Annotated in this window: 13 protein-coding genes; 6 read left to right on the plus strand and 7 right to left on the minus strand. The window is 35.1% G+C overall.

The window, feature by feature from the left end; translation table 11 throughout:
• Positions 1-33: 33 nt before the first annotated feature.
• The 6 genes from NST60_RS16295 to NST60_RS16320 all read right to left on the minus strand — a co-directional run bounded on the left by NST60_RS16295 (position 34) and on the right by NST60_RS16320 (position 6,073).
• The gene (locus tag NST60_RS16295; RefSeq protein WP_169189086.1) at positions 34-885 is read right to left on the minus strand and encodes an RsiV family protein; all 852 of its coding nucleotides are present in this window, start codon (positions 883-885) and stop codon (positions 34-36) included.
• 15 nt (positions 886-900) lie between these two features.
• Positions 901-1,386: an RNA polymerase sigma factor gene (locus NST60_RS16300; RefSeq protein ID WP_101729287.1), complete on the minus strand. Its 486-nt coding sequence runs from the start codon at positions 1,384-1,386 to the stop codon at positions 901-903.
• Between the two features lie 323 nt (positions 1,387-1,709).
• Positions 1,710-3,086 carry an MMPL family transporter gene (locus tag NST60_RS16305; RefSeq protein WP_341099455.1) on the minus strand — a complete coding sequence of 459 codons (1,377 nt, stop codon included), beginning with the start codon at positions 3,084-3,086 and terminating at the stop codon, positions 1,710-1,712.
• Between the two features lie 145 nt (positions 3,087-3,231).
• Positions 3,232-4,347 (minus strand): IS4 family transposase, encoded by a 1,116-nt coding sequence (locus NST60_RS16310; RefSeq protein ID WP_100525938.1) that lies wholly within the window; start codon positions 4,345-4,347, stop codon positions 3,232-3,234.
• Positions 4,348-4,480: 133 nt separating this feature from the next.
• On the minus strand, positions 4,481-5,323 hold the full coding sequence (locus tag NST60_RS16315) for an MMPL family transporter (protein WP_341099457.1): 843 nt from the start codon (positions 5,321-5,323) through the stop codon (positions 4,481-4,483).
• A gap of 120 nt (positions 5,324-5,443) precedes the next feature.
• Entirely contained in the window at positions 5,444-6,073 is a 630-nt protein-coding gene (locus NST60_RS16320) for a TetR/AcrR family transcriptional regulator (protein WP_101729285.1), read from the minus strand.
• Positions 6,074-6,444: 371 nt separating this feature from the next.
• Here NST60_RS16320 and adhE point away from each other — a divergent pair, with 371 nt between their 5' ends.
• Positions 6,445-9,057 carry a bifunctional acetaldehyde-CoA/alcohol dehydrogenase gene (gene adhE, locus NST60_RS16325; RefSeq protein WP_016203387.1) on the plus strand — a complete coding sequence of 871 codons (2,613 nt, stop codon included), beginning with the start codon at positions 6,445-6,447 and terminating at the stop codon, positions 9,055-9,057.
• Between the two features lie 69 nt (positions 9,058-9,126).
• Here adhE and NST60_RS16330 read toward each other — a convergent pair whose 3' ends face one another.
• Positions 9,127-10,152: an HD-GYP domain-containing protein gene (locus NST60_RS16330; RefSeq protein WP_016203386.1), complete on the minus strand. Its 1,026-nt coding sequence runs from the start codon at positions 10,150-10,152 to the stop codon at positions 9,127-9,129.
• Between the two features lie 259 nt (positions 10,153-10,411).
• On the opposite strand from NST60_RS16330, the gene NST60_RS16335 reads away from it, so the two are divergent.
• The 5 genes from NST60_RS16335 to uvrA all read left to right on the plus strand — a co-directional run bounded on the left by NST60_RS16335 (position 10,412) and on the right by uvrA (position 18,012).
• A complete protein-coding gene (locus NST60_RS16335; RefSeq protein ID WP_016203385.1) occupies positions 10,412-10,693 on the plus strand; it encodes a hypothetical protein in 282 nt (93 codons plus the stop codon).
• A 989-nt stretch (positions 10,694-11,682) separates the two neighbouring features.
• Complete coding sequence (locus NST60_RS16340) at positions 11,683-12,546, plus strand: STAS domain-containing protein (RefSeq protein ID WP_101729282.1); 864 nt, start codon at positions 11,683-11,685, stop codon at positions 12,544-12,546.
• A 16-nt stretch (positions 12,547-12,562) separates the two neighbouring features.
• Complete coding sequence (locus tag NST60_RS16345; protein WP_016203893.1) at positions 12,563-12,796, plus strand: CsbA family protein; 234 nt, start codon at positions 12,563-12,565, stop codon at positions 12,794-12,796.
• 351 nt (positions 12,797-13,147) lie between these two features.
• Positions 13,148-15,127, plus strand: a complete 1,980-nt coding sequence (uvrB, locus tag NST60_RS16350) for an excinuclease ABC subunit UvrB (protein WP_169189082.1) — start codon at positions 13,148-13,150, stop codon at positions 15,125-15,127.
• Between the two features lie 8 nt (positions 15,128-15,135).
• On the plus strand, positions 15,136-18,012 hold the full coding sequence (uvrA, locus tag NST60_RS16355; protein WP_212117437.1) for an excinuclease ABC subunit UvrA: 2,877 nt from the start codon (positions 15,136-15,138) through the stop codon (positions 18,010-18,012).
• Positions 18,013-18,232: the final 220 nt, after the last annotated feature.

The raw sequence follows: 18,232 nt of genomic DNA on the forward strand, positions 1-18,232 counted from the left end.
CTCTGACTAAGTCTATTGAACCGATGCTTATGTTTACTTTATATATAAATCACTTACTAAATGATCTTTTATGATTTCTGTCGGAATAGGAAACTCGATCGTACCCATATAACCTGGTGCTACCTCATATTCATCAAAGCAAATCACTAATTGATGGTTTGTGTTTATATAGAAGTTTTGAGAGCTATCGATTTTTTCAAATCCATCTGGATCGTTTTGATTTTTTATGAAGTAATTTCCGGTCTCTGCTTTTATTTGTTGATTCATTTCATTTAAAATATACTCACTGATCGAATTAATATAGGATTCATCCTTAAATAAGCTAGGTAACGTGATTAATAGTTCGTTTTGCTTATCGATTGTAACATAGTGAATAGTTTCTGCAGCCGATGCCTTTATTTCTGTTGTATATCTACCAAGGGAGAATATTAAATCATCATCTGTTTTAACGATATAGCCACTTTCAAGTGAATAGTTTCCAGCTTCATTTGCTGTTTCTTGTTGAAATTTAGCATAAAGCTCTTTTGATTCTTGTACATATTGTTGGTTTAATGCATGTGAAAGAGCTTCATTCTCTAAGCCAGTTACTTTAGGAGTTTTTAAATTTAGCTGACTATTTTCCTTCGTTTCTTTCCATTCTGCTATTGTAACGACTTTAATGACTTTGTTTAAAAATGGAATATCTGCTAAGGTGCTTGCTGCTGCTGGACTTATATTAACTGTCGTAATTAATAAAAGAATGGATGCTGCTAGGAAGATAGCATTATGTGAAATTCTTTTTAAAGTACGATGCCTTTTAATGGACTTAAGTATTCGCTTCTCAAGTTCCTCTGGAATTGCAACACTTAAATATTCATTTTTCATATCCTCAAATTTTTTATCCATTATATTCCTCCATCATTATTTCATTTCTATGCGTAGTATTTTTAGTGCTTTATAAAGCTTCGTTTTGACTGTATTAATATTTTCGCCTAATACAGAAGCAATTTCCTCCAGCTTTAAATCTTCAAAAAAACGAAGGATAACAATTGTTTTGTAAGATGGAGGAAGCTGATTAATAGCTTGTTCTAAATCTAAATTTTTGTAAGTATCGACTGAACTTGAAGCGAGTATTTCCAGATTTTCATCGTCTGTAACATGCCATCGTTTCCTTTTTCGCAAAAAATCAAGAGAGGTAGTAGCGACTATTCGATAAAACCAACTTTTCATCATAGAAATATCCTTTAATTGGTGCTGTTTTTTAAGTGCTTTATGAATAGAATCTTGGACAATATCCAAGGCATCTTCTTGATTTCGTACATAGGAATATGCAAATCGATAGAAGCTTGCTTTATTATCCATAATAAATGCAATTAACTCCGTTTCTTTTTTATTTTTGTTAAACATACAAGAGCTCCTTTATGGAATTAAATACGTAATAACTTAAGTTTTACAAGTGATAGACGGATGGGAAGAGGGTTTTGTTTTAAGAAATTGAAATTTATTTAGAAAAAATGGAGAAGGCTTTTTTAAAACTATGCTTTTTTTATTTAGGATAAGCAAGGGTGAGAGGAGTAAGTTTGAAGATAAAAATTCCTCCAAGGCTTCTCTTAAAATAAGCTTGGAGGATTGAATAAAGTGAAACTTCTATCAGTGGGGGTTTTCCTTGCTCCCCCACTGATGGTTAGTTGAACCAATCGGACCTGTACGGACAGTAAGAGTGGGATAAATTATTCGTTTTCTTTTACATGAATTTTCTTGCTTGGCCAAAAGACAGCATTTCCTAATAGGGAAGTAATTCCTGGTACTAAAAAAGGTCTTACAATAAAAGTATCTAAAACAATTCCAATAGCCGTTATCGTTCCAAAGTGGACAAGTACTTGCATAGGTAAAGTAGTCAATACCATAAAGGTAGCAGCTAAAATAACTCCAGCAGAAGTAATAACGCCACCTGATTCTGCAACGCCTTCTTTCACTGCTTGTAAGAGCGGCATCTCTTTGCTTTTCTTCCATATACTTGAAATCATAAAAATATTATAATCTTCTCCTAATGCCACGATAAATACGAAGGAGTACAACGGAATTAACCCTTGAATTGCTTCTACGCCAAAACCATAATGGAGAATAATCCATCCTAGACCTAACGCACTAAAGTAGGAAAGAAGAACAGATGCGATTAAATAGATGGCTGCCGTAATGGAGCGTAGATAAATAAGTAAAAGGATGGCAATCATAACTAAAATAACCGGAATAATTAGTTGGGCATCTTCGTTTGTTACTTCTCTTGTATCATATTGTTCTGCAGTAATTCCAGAAAGCCAAATTTTATCCTTTGGATTTTTAATGCCACTATCTTGAAGTTTCTGTTCCAATGTTTCACGAATAGTTGGTAGTTTATCCATCGCTTCATTCGAATAAGGATTGTTTTGGAGTTCCAAGGAATACTTTACTAATTCAGGGTTGCTTTTACCTATTTCAGCCTCTGATACGGTGGCGATAAAATCCAATTCTTTTAAGGATTCCTCCACTTTTACATCTTTTCCTTCTGTATTAATCATAACAGAGACTGGAGCGAGTTCTCCCGCATTAAAGTGATCTTCAATTAAAGCAAATCCTTCTCTAGAAGGCATATCATCAGGGAAAGAGGACAATAAGTCATACGTATACTCTGTTTTAAGGGAAAATAGAGCAAAAAAACCAAGCAATATTGTCGTTAGAATCGTCACTTTCCATGGATGTTTTGTTACCATAGTACCAATCGCGTTTCCAAGTGATTTTCTTTGATTAGGTAATTTATTTGCACCTTTTTTTAATAATAATTCCTCTGTTTTAGGAACGAATGGATAAAAAGACAATCTTCCGATAATAGATAGAATAGCAGGTACTAGACTCAGACTCGCAATCATCATAATAAGGATAGATAAGCTAAATGGGATAGCAAATCGATGGACAGCGCCATACTGAGCTAATAATAATACAAGGAGGGAAAACACTACTGTTAAGCCACTCATTGCTACTGCTCCGCCGGAACGTTCCAGTGCTTTTTGCATCGCAATTTCTTTTATAGATTCTTTTGTTAATAAAGTTCGATATCTACTAATTATCACTAGTGTTGCATAAATGTTGTTAGAATATTCAGTTTAAATATGTCCCCTGTTAAGAGCCAAAAAAGTAAATACCCAACTAAAGGTGGATCCATCCATTTGGAAATTTTTTTACAATTAGACTTAAGAGACGACGACAATTTGTTTATTAAGGAATGGTTTTTCCTTCAATCTTTCGAAGCCAAATATGTGCTGGTTTCCACAAAGCTGCCCGTAAATATCGGCTAATTTGTAGGGTTTTTCGTTTACTTTTTGTCTCGATTTGTGCGAGAACATGCAGGCAAAAAACAATAAGTGCGATAAACACTTGATTCTGAATTGCCCATTCGCTTTGGCCGTAAAACTTTTTGATATGGAGATGTTGTTTAATCCATTTGAAAAATAACTCAATCGCCCAGCGTGATTTATACATCTTTGAGATTTCTTCAGCACTTAAATCAAAACGATTTGTGATTAAATGAAGCTCATTTCCTTTTGAATCAATCACTTTTAGAAGACGAAAGTAATTTTCGGCACGGTTTTGCGTCGTACCAATCAACACCATTTGATCCGACAAAACAGATGTATTCTCGGGTAGTTTAAAATCGTAAACCTCCCGTATGACTGCGTTTTTTCGCAGCCTAGAAAGGAAAAAGTAGCCGTCATCTGTCATCCGATCAAAGCGTTCGTAGTCTAAGTAACCACGGTCAAACACATACATACATTCCTTGTCATCAACCATTACTTCAAGCTGACCGCGGTCATGTTCTTTGGCCGTTGTCATAATGGCCTTTTCGGGATAGGATATACCTTTTTCCATAAACACAAGGCGTAAGTGCAATTTAACACCCGCTTTTGTTTTGCGGAATTTTGCCCATTTATGATTAGTCAAATTGAGAGGCAATGTGCTTGAATCAATGATTTTTAATGGCATCACAAGTTTCGTGTTGTGCGTTTTGGCATGAATTTGTGAAACTAAATCAAGGAAAAGCTTTTGGAATAAGTCTGGATTCATGCCATTTAAACGGCGTGAGAGTTGGGAAATACTGATAGAATCAAGATCAATGCCCTTTTGCAGTTGATCATCGAAAAGACAATCGCTCAGCGCATGCAGACTTTCGACTTCTTCTAGCTGCGCAAAAAGTAATAATTTTAGAAATGACTCTGTCGTTAGTTTTTTCGTATAGAAATCTAATTTCAACGTTTTCACGTTTTCTTCAAATAATTGAAGATTTATTGGTGAAAACCATTGTCCAAATGAAGTTTTTCGTGTAATCTTGTCCATGCGATAGTCCTTTTTAGTGGATTTGGACGGGTTACCACCTAACTTATCCATTATAAAGGACTTTTTCTTTGCATAAAATGATAAAATTGAACATTTCAAGTATTTTTAATAGTTAAATTAAATTAACGCAACACTAGTGACTAATTATGAATAAACAATAGTCTGTACCAGCTCCAAAAAGTAATACAGTCATTATGGCAATGCTCTGAGAATCGAATTCAATCCATCCTAACTCTCCAAAGAAGCCAAGTAAAGGGCTGATTACTCCATAGGCGATACCAACTCCAATTAAAGGAATTAACGCTAACACTGGAGAACGGTAAATGATGAGCAAGCAAATTAATACAATAATAACAGTGCCTATAAGTAATGATAAGTCACCTTGGCTAAATAGCTCTGTAGCATCAATAGAGATGCCGACAGGACCAGTCGTTCTCGCATGTAATTTCGTATCGTCTTTTAATGTAGTATTAAAAGGATTATCCTCCAATATGTCGTTTGCAACAGTTTCTAGTTCTTTCATACTTACTTTTAGTTCAGTTGTTGCTAAGTTGTTCTCAAATAATATAGGGAGAACTATAGTTGTTCCATCTTCGGAAATTTGTTTTTTTATTGCCTCTAAAGGTAGTTGATGATAAGGAATAATCGTTTCCTGATGAATAAGTGGGTCCTCTGTTAATTGGTTGGTAAGTTTCTGAATTTGTTCTAAATCTTGATCGGATAAGCCGGTTGATCGAAACCATGCAATTAACGCAGGAGTTCCTTGTTCATTAGAAAATTCCTCTTTCATTTTTTCTTCAGCCTGCTGTGATAAAGCGGTAGTTGGAATATTTCCAGCCAAATCATTTTTTTGGGAACTAGCTTGAGGTAGGAGCATGCTTAATATCCCGACAAGGAGAAGCCAAGAGATTAATGTGATCCACTTTCCCGTTTTACTAGTTACCGCGGCAAAATAACGATAAATATAATGTTTCATTTTTCCACTCCTTAAAAGCGTAACTTATCAATCGATAAGCAGGTTCTAAAAAAACTTATCAATTGATAAGTTGAGTATATATTTATTTTTGCAATAAATGAAGTGTTTTTTGAAAGAACATTACCTATTTACTAGTCCAAATAAAAATAGGTGAACGATTAACTTTGCTTTCCGCTTAATTTCCTTTTTTTGTTGTTCAGTGGAAAGTTGTTTCATATAAGCAGGTTGCATGGCTGTTTGAATGTATTGAAGAAACATTAACGCAATTTCCTCGCTATTACTCTCTATGGTTTGAAAGGAAATACTGTCATTGCTCTTTTCTTCTAGATCAAACACTTGAATAATGGGTTTTAAAAATCCCTCTTGCCAGCGAATTCTTAATTGCGTTTGTATATCATTTGGCATTTCATGTTGTAAGTCGTGGAACATTTGCATTAAATCTTCTTGATAATTTTCTAAAAAGTAAATAGCGATTTGATAGATACATTCTTCTAGATTTTGAAATTCTTCCGTAATTTTTAATAGAGCGTGTTCTGTTTGTTGAATAGAGGTATTAATTACTGCTTTATAAATGTCTTGCTTATTCTTAAAATGGTGATATAAGGCTGGCTGTGTTATCCCACAATGTTCTGCAATCATTCTTGTACTAACTTTTCGATATCCTAATTCCATAAACAGCTGATAGGAGACACGGATAATAAATTGATAGGTATCATGATTAGCACTTGTTCTATCTATTTTTTTATTCACATTGTAAACCCTTTCATTGTTGATTTTATCACATTTTATATTATAGAAAAAATAAGGGGATTTTTCAAATTTGTATAAAATGTGAACAACATTGTGAAAAAATGCACAAAATTTTATGAATAGGCTTGAAGGTTTCAGCAAGTCGTTATATGATTAGTTTGTAAAGAAAAACAACAAGAAACTACGAAAAGATGCAACAAGATTGTAGGAAGTTAGTAGGCAAAGTTAACTACTATATTAGTAGTTTTTCTTTAAAGAATTATTTGTGAAAATATTCACAAATAGACTACTTGGATAAAGTGGTTTTTTCTTTAAAGTAATTTGTGAATAATTTCACATTATAATTATTCTCTATATTGGAGGGATCTACGATGTCAGTTGTTGAAAAAGAAGTAAAAGCGAAAAATGAGCAAGTAGATGTGCAAGCAGTTATTGATGAAATGGCGGCGAAAGGGAAAAAAGCTCTAAATGAGTTTATGTCCTTAGATCAAGAGCAAGTAGATGAAGTTGTAAAAGCAATGGCTCTTGCCGGTTTAGATAAACATATGTATCTAGCTAAACTTGCTGTTGAAGAAACGGGAAGAGGCATTTACGAAGATAAAATTACAAAGAATATATTCTCGACTGAATATATCTACCATAATATTAAGTACGATCGTACCGTTGGCGTAATAAATGAAGACCAACAAACAGGAATTGTGGAAATTGCTGACCCAGTCGGTGTAATTGCAGGGGTAACACCTGTTACAAACCCAACATCTACTACTATGTTTAAAGCAATTATTGCTATAAAAACACGTAATCCAATTATTTTTGCTTTCCATCCATCCGCACAGAAATGTAGCAGTGAAGCAGCAAGAATCTTAAGAGATGCAGCTGTGAAAGCAGGGGCACCAGAAAACTGTATTCAATGGGTAGAAAAACCTTCTATTGAAACAACAAAAGCGTTAATGAACCATAATGACATTGCTTTAATTCTTGCAACTGGTGGACCAGGAATGGTTAAATCTGCATATAGTTGTGGAAAACCTGCACTTGGTGTTGGAGCTGGTAACGTACCTTGTTATATCGAAAAAACAGCAAAAGTAAAAAGAGCAGTGAATGATTTAATTCTTTCTAAGACATTTGATAATGGAATGATTTGCGCATCTGAACAAGCTGTAATCATCGATAAAGAAATATATGATGAAGTCAAAAATCTATTGATAAGAAATAGTTGTTACTTCTTAAACAATGAAGAGCTAGCAAAAGTAGAAAAACTAGTAATCAATGAAAATACATGTGCAGTAAATCCAGATATCGTTGGTAAATCTGCTCATTATATCGCTGGTTTAGCAGGAGTAAAAGTTCCAGAAGATACAAAAATTCTTCTTGCAGAATTAGAAGCAGTTGGACCAAATTACCCGCTATCAAGAGAAAAATTGAGTCCAGTACTTGCATGCTATAAAGTAGAATCAACAGAAGAAGGAATCAAACGCGCAGAAGAAATGCTAGAATTCGGTGGATTAGGACACTCAGCTGTTATTCACTCTGAAGATCCAAAAGTAGTTGAAAGCTTTGCGTTAAGAATGAAAGCATGCCGCATCATCAACAATGCACCATCTTCTCAAGGCGCAATTGGTGACATCTACAATGCCTTCATGCCATCTTTAACACTTGGCTGCGGATCTTATGGTAAAAACTCTGTATCTACTAACGTAACAGACATTCATTTATTGAATGTTAAAAAACTAGCTAAAAGGAATGTAAATATGCAATGGTTTAAAGTTCCATCAAAAATTTATTTTGAGAAAAACTCTGTACAATATTTACAAAAAATGAAGGATATCTCTAGAGTATTTATCGTAACAGATCCATACATGGTTAAATTCGGATATGTAGATAAATTACTTTATAACTTAAGAAAACGTTCAAACCTAGTGCAAGTAGAAGTATTTTCAGATGTTGAGCCAGATCCATCTATTGAAACAGTTGTTAGAGGAACAGAAATGATGGCTAAATTCCAACCAGACTGCATTATTGCGCTTGGTGGTGGATCTCCAATGGATGCAGCAAAAGGTATGTGGTTATTCTACGAACATCCAAATGAGGAGTTCTTCGGATTAAAGCAAAAATTCTTAGATATCCGTAAAAGGGTTTATAAATATCCTTCTTTAGGTGGAAAAGCTAAATTTGTTGCAATTCCAACTACTTCTGGTACTGGATCTGAAGTAACATCTTTCGCAGTAATTACAGATAAAGAACAAAATATTAAATATCCATTAGCAGATTATGAATTAACACCAGATGTAGCAATCATCGATCCACAATTTGTTATGACAGTTCCACCAGCAGTTACAGCAGATACTGGTATGGACGTATTAACACATGCGGTGGAAGCATATGTATCTAATATGGCCAATGACTATACAGATGCATTAGCTGTGAAAGCAGTTCAATTGATATTTGAATATTTACCAAGAGCATATCGTAATGGTAATGACGAAGAGGCTCGTGAAAAAGTGCATAATGCATCTACAATAGCTGGTATGGCTTTCGCAAATGCTTTCTTAGGAATTAACCATAGTTTAGCTCATAAATTAGGAGCAGAATTCCATATTGCCCATGGGCGTTCAAATGCTATCTTAATGCCACATGTTATCCGTTACAATGCGGAGAAACCGAAGAAGTTCACAGCGTTCCCTAAATATGAATACTTTAAAGCAGATGAACGCTATGCAGAGCTTGCAAGAATTCTAGGATTGCCAGCTAATACAGTGGAACAAGGTGTAGATAACTTTGTGAAAGCAGTAATCAGACTTGGAAAAGAGTTAAATATCCCAATGAGTATTGCAGCACAAGGAGTAGATGCAAAAGAATTCGAAGCAAAAGTAGATTATTTAGCAGATCGTGCCTTTGAAGATCAATGTACAACAGCAAACCCTAAATTACCGTTAGTAACAGAATTAGCAGATATTTATCGCAAAGCATATAAAGGGGTTTAAAAATCTTAATCAGTAAAAATGGCCAAATCATTCGTGATTTGGCCATTTTTATTGGTGGAATAATTATTATTAATTTGCTAATCCAGAAATTTTCAAAGAGGACGCCCTACGTAAGTCTATATAAGCATCCTTTTGACGAACTAATGGTAAATGTGGTTCATTTTGATGGATAAAAATGATTTCTGCTATTTCATTATTGGATAAGGTGACCTTTTTAAAAAGTTGTTTCCGCATAATAAAATTGGTGAAAGGTATAACAATAGCAGGATTTAAAGCATTCCCATATGATTCATTCACTAATTCATAGATGGCTTCAAAGTGAGATTTCTTTTCTTTATAGGTATAAGCAGAGCACATGCTATTAAAGCTGTCTGCTACGGAAACGATTTGAATTAGGAAAGGAATCTCCTTTTCCGTTCGTTGAGATGGATAGCCTTTGCCATTTATTTTTTCATGATGTAATAGAGCAGTTCTTGATATTAAAATATCCAATTGAGCAATTTGAAATAACATACTTTTTCCATATATCGTGTGTTTTTGGATTTCCTTATATTCTTTTTGGGTCAAGCGATTCTGTGCTTCTATAATAGATGAATCGATTTTTAGCATGCCGATGTCGTGAAATAACCCCATTTGACTAAGTAAGTGACATTGTTTTCTAGATAAGCCTAGTATTTTTCCGATAATCGCTGAAATAACACCAACGTTAATACTATGTTGATAAATATAGTCTTTTGGCGAAGTTTCTTGATGAATAATTTCTAAAATATTTAATTCTTGCAGGGAAAAATCTATTATTTTTTCATAAGTATGTAGAAGATTTTCAACCTTGCTATCATCCTGTTCTAGTATATGATGGAAGGTTTGTTTCACTTCATCTAATAAACTAGTAAATGTATCACTTACGGAGACAGGTGAGGTTTCTTCTGTAGAGCTAATTACATCAAATGGATTTACTTGATGCTTCGTGAGCAATTCTACATGTTTCTTTGTAAGAGTTGCACCCTTTTTTAGTAGAAATAAACCTTCAATGGAGTTAGAATAAACATCTTTTTTTATACGATACCCAATAATATCTTCCGTTCCTTTTTCCATATCATTTGTCTCCTTTATATAATGGTCATATTGCTACGTCGCATCCCCTTATTAGTAAATATTACCTTACCTCCATCTTGGATAAAACAGACTTTTTAACTAGTTGGAATAATTCTTTTTGCCTATTTTAGTAGAAGTTACTAGGGAATAAGGCCTTTGACATTGTTTTCCTATTATAATAGCTATATATTGACCAGAAAATATAGAAGGAATTGACCAGATTAGAAGATATAAGACGTTTTTAGAGAGGAGAATACACATGAATAAAAATCTATCGAAATCGTTGCTTATACATAAGGAAAAGAAATATCAATACCATATAAATCTTATTCATAATGAATTAATGAAATATCACACGATAAAAATACCTAATCAAAATATCGAAATTAAAAATCAGGAGTTAGAAGATTGGATTATAGAAAAACTAAGCCCAGAAGAAATTGATGAGATCATCTTTTTATTAGAAAATGCGAAGAAAAGAGCATCATCTGTGAAACCAATCTTTCAAGTGATTGCAACGAGTCTATTAAAAAATGTCTAAGTTGTTCCTTTTCTCTCTTACGAAGAAAAGGCTTCTTGCTTGTTTCACTATGGCGACAACTATATAATAGTATATATTTATCCCACTCTTAACGGACAGTAAGACTCCCCCCTTAAGCTTCTGAGAATACGAGGAAGATAGGAGGGAGATCAACTGTCCGTAAAGGTCCGATTGGTTCAACTAACCATCAGTGGGGGAGGAAGGAAAACCCCCCACTGATAGAAGTTTCACTTTATCCCACTCTTAACGGACAGTAAGACTCCCCCCTTAAGCTTCTGAGAATACGAGGAAGATAGGAGGGAGATCAACTGTCCGTAAAGGTCCGATTGGTTCAACTAACCATCAGTGGGGGAGGAAGGAAAACCCCCCACTGATAGAAGTTTCACTTTATCCCACTCTTAACGGACAGTAAGACTCCCCCCTTAAGCTTCTGAGAATACGAGGAAGATAGGAGGGAGATCAACTGTCCGTAAAGGTCCGATTGGTTCAACTAACCATCAGTGGGGGAGGAAGGAAAACCCCCCACTGATAGAAGTTTCACTTTATCCCACTCTTAACGGACAGTAAGACTCCCCCCTTAAGCTTCTGAGAATACGAGGAAGATAGGAGGGAGATCAACTGTCCGTAAAGGTCCGATTGGTTCAACTAACCATCAGTGGGGGAGAAAGGAAAACCCCCGACTGATAGAAGTTTCACTTTATCCCACTCTTAACGGACAGTAAGACTCCCCCCTCAAGCTTCTGAGAATACGAGGAAGATAGGAGGGAGATCAACTGTCCGTAAAGGTCCGATTGGTTCAACTAACCATTAGTGGGGAGGAAGGAAAAACTCCACTGATGGAAGTTTCACTTTATTTACAAATGCGAAGAATGCAATTCAAAAAAGTAAGAACGACTAAATATAGTGGTGAATATATCGATTTTTTCTATGAGAATTTGATATTATAAAATGCAATGAAGCATTGTTTCTTGAATTAGGAGGAGAAATAGTTGGAACCATGTATGCAAAGCCTATATACCTTTTTAAATGATCATCTTGTAGATATGCGCAAGGAATGGTTAAACAAAATAGAAAATAACCCATCTAACTTTTATTCAATCAATAAATCAGCAGAGAATACAGAAGAACTAATTACAGCCCACCAAATTCTTTTGGAAAATGTGATTAAGGTTTTTATTGAGGATGAAGCTGTATATTCAGCAAATATTTCTAAATGGGCTGTTAAAGTTGCAGAAAAACGTGCGAAAGATTTAGTTCCTATTTTGGAATCAATTGAACAGCTTAACACGGTTAAAGGAATTCTTATATCTTATGTGGAGAAGTTTTCAGAGGAATCTACTGCTCATTTAACAATAACTACCTTGTTTGAATGGATACGTCTCATCCATTATGCTTTTGATTTATTTGTAAATATATTTATTGGCTCTTACGATGAATACAAATTCCAGCAATTAACTGCACAACAAGAAACCATTTATGAATTAAGTAGTCCGGTTATACCGATTACAAAGGGGATTGGTGTGTTGCCACTAATTGGCGATATTGATACAAAGAGAGCGCAATTAATTATGGAAAATACATTGAAAGAATGTAATGAAAAACGATTTAATCATTTATTCATTGATTTATCAGGTGTACCACTAATCGATACAATGGTTGCCCATCAAATATTTCAAGTTATTCATGCTTTGCGATTAATTGGCGTAAAAGGATATCTTTCTGGGTTAAGACCTGAAGTCGCACAAACAGCTATTCAATTAGGCGTTGATTTCAGTCATATTCCAATTTTTAATAATTTAGCCAGTGCGCTTGGGAAGTTCGGTCTAACGGTCAATGAAGTGAAATATGTGTAAATAGAGGTGTATGTAGATGGGAAAATATCTAGCTGCCCTATTTTTTCCGTGTTTATTAGTAATCCTATTTTCAAGAGCGACTTATTATCCAATTATCGGCTTAGTTTTAACCGTCGCCTTAATTGCTGCTTCCGTTTATAGAGGATATACTGATACATTTTTGCTCATTGTCGTCGATGCTTTTTCCATGACGGTTGGCTATATGATTAGTAGGAAATGGAAAGATCGGTTAGCAAATAAAGATGCTTGAGTTTAAGTTGAAAAAAAGAAAAAAGAATAGAGAAGGAGAATGACTAAACGAATTTACGTCGATAAAGATGATAGGTATTTTCGTTAGTCATTTTTTTATGGAATTTTGCTTTTTAATACAGATGAAAAGCGTGATAAAATAAATCGAATGTTTGTTCTCTTTTTTGTGGTTTGAAAAGGATGGTTTGTGGTAGAATGGTGATATGTTGATTACATAGCTTAAATGGATAGAGTGGAGACTGTTAAACGAATGTGGTTTTACATTTAAAGGACCATAAATAAATCTTTATCATAGAGTGTCAAAGAAATGTACGAACGGGAATAGAAAGTATACAGATCGGAGGATGGTTTAGTGAGTCATGATTTTGAGTTAGTTTCAAAGTATACTCCTCAAGGTGATCAGCCAGGAGCGATAGAAAAACTAGTATCAGGTATTCGAGCAGGTGACAAAATTCAGACGTTGCTAGGGGCAACTGGTACTGGTAAAACCTTTACAGTAAGCAATGTGATTAAAGAAGTAAAAAAGCCAACGTTAATCATTGCTCACAATAAAACATTAGCTGGTCAATTATATAGTGAGTTTAAGGAATTTTTTCCTAATAATGCAGTAGAGTATTTTGTTAGCTACTATGATTATTACCAACCAGAAGCATATGTCCCACAAACAGATACATTTATCGAAAAGGACGCAAGCATCAATGATGAAATCGATAAACTTCGTCATTCAGCAACATCCTCTTTATTTGAAAGAGATGACGTCATCATTATTGCCAGCGTTTCTTGTATTTATGGATTAGGTTCTCCAGAAGAGTATCGAGAAATGGTTGTATCGTTAAGATCGGGGATGGAATTAGAAAGAAATCAATTGCTGCGTAAATTAGTTGATATCCAATATGATCGAAATGATATTGATTTTAAACGGGGAACATTTCGTGTTCGCGGGGATGTAGTGGAAATTTTCCCGGCATCTCGTGACGAACATTGTATCAGAGTAGAGTTTTTTGGAGATGAAATTGACCGGATTCGCGAAGTAGATGCATTAACAGGAGAGATATTAGGGGAACGAAACCATATTGCTATTTTTCCTGCTTCTCACTTCGTAACAAGAGAAGAAAAAATGAAAATAGCGATTGAGAACATTGAAAAGGAATTAGAGGAACAATTAGAAAAATTAAGAGCAGATAATAAATTATTAGAAGCTCAACGGCTAGAACAACGCTCACGTTATGATTTAGAAATGATGAGAGAGATGGGATTCTGTTCTGGAATAGAAAACTATTCAAGACATTTAACATTAAGACCTCCTGGATCTACTCCTTATACTTTGTTGGATTATTTTCCAAAAGACTTTCTTCTTGTTATCGACGAATCTCATGTTACATTACCGCAGATTAGAGGAATGTATAATGGTGACCAAGCACGGAAAAATGTGTTGGTAGATCATGGTTTTCGCTTACCATCAGCCCTTGATAACCGTCCGTTGACCTTTGGAGAATTCGAGAAGCATATTAATCAAATGATTTGTGTATCTGCAACACCTGGCCCATATGAAATTGAGCATACTCCAGTTATGATTGAACAAATAATTCGTCCGACTGGATTACTTGATCCGACGATTGACGTTCGGCCGATTGAAGGACAAATTGATGATCTAATTGCTGAGATTCATGAAAGAATTAAACGAAATGAACGGGTATTGGTAACAACACTTACGAAAAAAATGTCAGAGGACTTAACTGATTATCTGAAAGATATAGGAATTAAAGTACAGTATTTGCATTCCGAAGTAAAAACGTTAGAACGGATTGAAATTATTCGGGAATTACGTCTTGGAAAATATGATGTACTAGTAGGAATTAACTTATTAAGGGAAGGACTGGACATTCCAGAGGTATCATTAGTCACAATTTTAGATGCTGATAAAGAAGGTTTCCTTCGTTCGGAGAGATCGTTAATTCAAACAATCGGGCGAGCAGCAAGAAATGCTAATGGTCATGTCGTCATGTATGCAGATAAGATGACTCATTCCATGGAAGTTGCCATAAGTGAAACGAAAAGACGTAGAGAAATTCAAGAGAAATATAATGAAGAACATGGAATAATTCCGCAAACGATTCAAAAAGGCATTAGAGATTCAATCCGTGCAACACAGGCAGCAGAAGAGCCAGAAGAATATGCGGCATCTACTAAACTTGATAAATTGACGAAAAAAGAAAAAGAGGCAATGATCGCACAAATGGAGTCAGAAATGAAAGAAGCAGCCAAAGCTTTGAATTTCGAAAGAGCAGCAGAGCTTCGCGATCTATTGCTTGAATTAAAGGCTGAGGGGTGAGAGAAGCAATGGCAAAAGATAAACTTATTGTAAAAGGTGCAAGAGCAAACAATTTAAAAAATATTGATATAACTATCCCAAGAGATCAATTAGTAGTCATAACCGGTTTATCTGGTTCTGGGAAATCTTCCCTCGCTTTTGATACCATATATGCGGAAGGACAACGAAGATATGTAGAATCTTTATCTGCTTATGCTCGTCAGTTTTTAGGGCAAATGGATAAGCCAGATGTTGATTCGATTGAAGGATTATCACCGGCTATTTCCATTGATCAGAAAACAACAAGTCGAAATCCACGTTCTACTGTTGGGACAGTAACGGAAATTTATGATTACTTAAGGTTATTATACGCAAGGGTTGGGAGACCAACTTGCCCAGAGCATGGAATTGAAATTTCCTCACAGACAATTGAGCAGATGGTTGACCGAATCCTAGAATATCCTGAAAGAACGAGACTTCAAGTTTTAGCACCTGTAGTATCAGGGCGCAAAGGGACTCATGGGAAAGTGCTTGAAGATGTGAAAAAGCAAGGATATGTTCGATTACGTATTGATGGAGAAATGCATGAAATTGGCGATGATATTTCTTTAGAGAAAAACAAGAAACATAATATTGAAGTAGTTATTGATCGTCTAGTTGTAAAAGAGGGAATTACAGCTCGTTTAGCAGATTCATTAGAATCAGCATTACAATTCGGAAATGGCAAAGTTATTATTGACGTTATTGGACAGGAGGAATTATTATTTAGCGAGCATCATGCTTGTCCAATTTGCGGTTTCTCGATTGGCGAATTAGAACCTAGACTTTTTTCCTTTAATAGCCCATTTGGAGCGTGTCCAGATTGTGATGGACTTGGAAATAAATTAGTTGTTGATGTGGACTTGATTATTCCTGATTGGAATTTAACTTTAAAAGAAAATGCAATAGCTCCATGGGAATCCATTAGTTCTCAATACTATCCACAGCTTCTTGAAAGTATATGTAATCATTATGGTATTGACATGAATATACCAGTTAAGGATATTCCTAAAAACCTAATGGACAAAATTCTTTATGGATCTGGAAAAGAATATATTCATTTCCGTTACGAAAATGATTTTGGTCAAGTGAGAGAAAATGATATTCAATTTGAGGGCGTTATTCGAAATGTCGAAAGAAGATACAAGGAGACAAGTTCTGACTATATTCGAGAACAAATGCAAAAATATATGGCAGAACAGCCTTGTCGTACATGTAAAGGATATCGTTTAAAAAAAGAAGCCTTAGCTGTATTAATTAATGGACAGCATATTGGGAAAATTACGGAAAAATCAGTTGTGGAATGCTATCAATTTATGGAGCAGGTTGATCTAACAGACAAGGAAAAACAAATTGCTAATTTGATTCTTAGAGAAATAAAAGAGCGAGTTGGATTTTTAATAAATGTTGGGCTGGATTACCTAACATTAAGTAGAGCTGCAGGTACCTTATCCGGTGGTGAAGCACAGAGGATTCGTTTGGCGACACAAATTGGCTCAAGACTCACTGGTGTGCTCTATATTCTAGATGAGCCTTCCATCGGTCTTCATCAAAGAGATAATGATAAATTAATTGATACATTAAGACAAATGCGCGACATAGGAAATACATTGATTGTTGTAGAGCATGATGAAGATACGATGATGGCTGCAGACTACTTAATTGATGTAGGACCTGGTGCTGGTGTCCATGGAGGAGAAATTATTTCAGTCGGAACTCCTGAGGAAGTAATGAATGATTCAGAATCGATAACAGGTCAATATTTATCAGGGAAAAAGTTCATTCCACTTCCGTTAGAAAGAAAGAAAAGTGATGGCAGATTTATTGAAATCACTGGTGCAAAAGAAAATAATTTAAAAAATGTAAGTGTAAAAATCCCACTAGGAATGTTTGTTTCTGTTACAGGTGTTTCTGGTTCAGGGAAAAGTACATTGATTAATGAAATTCTCCATAAAAGCTTAGCCCAAAAGCTTAATCGTGCAAAAGCGAAGCCGGGTGCGCATAAAGAAATTAAGGGGATCGAACAATTGGAAAAAGTCATTGATATTGATCAGTCACCAATTGGACGAACTCCAAGGTCGAATCCTGCCACTTATACTGGAGTGTTTGATGATATTAGAGATGTTTTTGCAACAACTAATGAAGCAAAAGTACGAGGGTATAAAAAAGGTCGTTTTAGTTTTAATGTCAAAGGCGGAAGATGTGAAGCTTGCCGTGGTGATGGAATTATAAAAATTGAAATGCATTTCCTACCAGATGTTTATGTTCCGTGTGAAGTCTGTCATGGAAAGCGATATAATCGCGAAACATTAGAAGTGAAGTATAAAGGAAAAAATATTTCTGACGTATTGGAAATGACAGTGGAAGATGGTGTAGCTTTCTTTGAAAACATACCGAAGATTCATCGTAAACTCCAAACAATTGTAGATGTTGGTTTAGGATATATTAAGCTAGGACAGCCAGCCACTACTTTATCAGGTGGAGAAGCTCAAAGGGTAAAATTAGCTTCAGAATTACATCGACGTTCTACTGGTAAGTCTTTTTACATTCTTGATGAGCCGACTACGGGCTTGCATGTTGATGATATTTCAAGATTGCTGACTGTCCTGCAACGATTGGTAGAGAATGGCGATACCGTCCTTGTCATTGAGCATAATCTTGATGTTATAAAGACGACAGATTATATTATCGATTTAGGACCAGAAGGTGGCGATAAAGGTGGTACAATCTTAGGATCCGGAACACCTGAAGACATTGCCAATTTAGAAGGCTCCTATACTGGTAAGTATTTAAAGCCAATTTTAGAAAGAGATCGGCAAAGAATGAAAAAAAGTATCGAAGAAGCAGAGAAGATTGCTACAACTTAATATTGAATAAAGAGATGGGGAGAGCAGATGAGTCGACTTATTAAAGTTGCTCACCTACCAGAGGGCCTCGTCTCTTTTTCATTTCTTATAGAGAAATTCTTCTGAAATAGAAAATAACTACATAAAATAAAAAGGATTCTTAGCAAAGAATATATTCGAAATGAAACTTTTAGAAGGGATGATTCGTATAAAAATACAGAAGCCGATAATATGAAGGTTA

This window comes from Niallia sp. FSL W8-1348, assembly GCF_038006745.1.
In the GTDB taxonomy this organism is placed as follows: domain Bacteria; phylum Bacillota; class Bacilli; order Bacillales; family Cytobacillaceae; genus Niallia; species Niallia alba.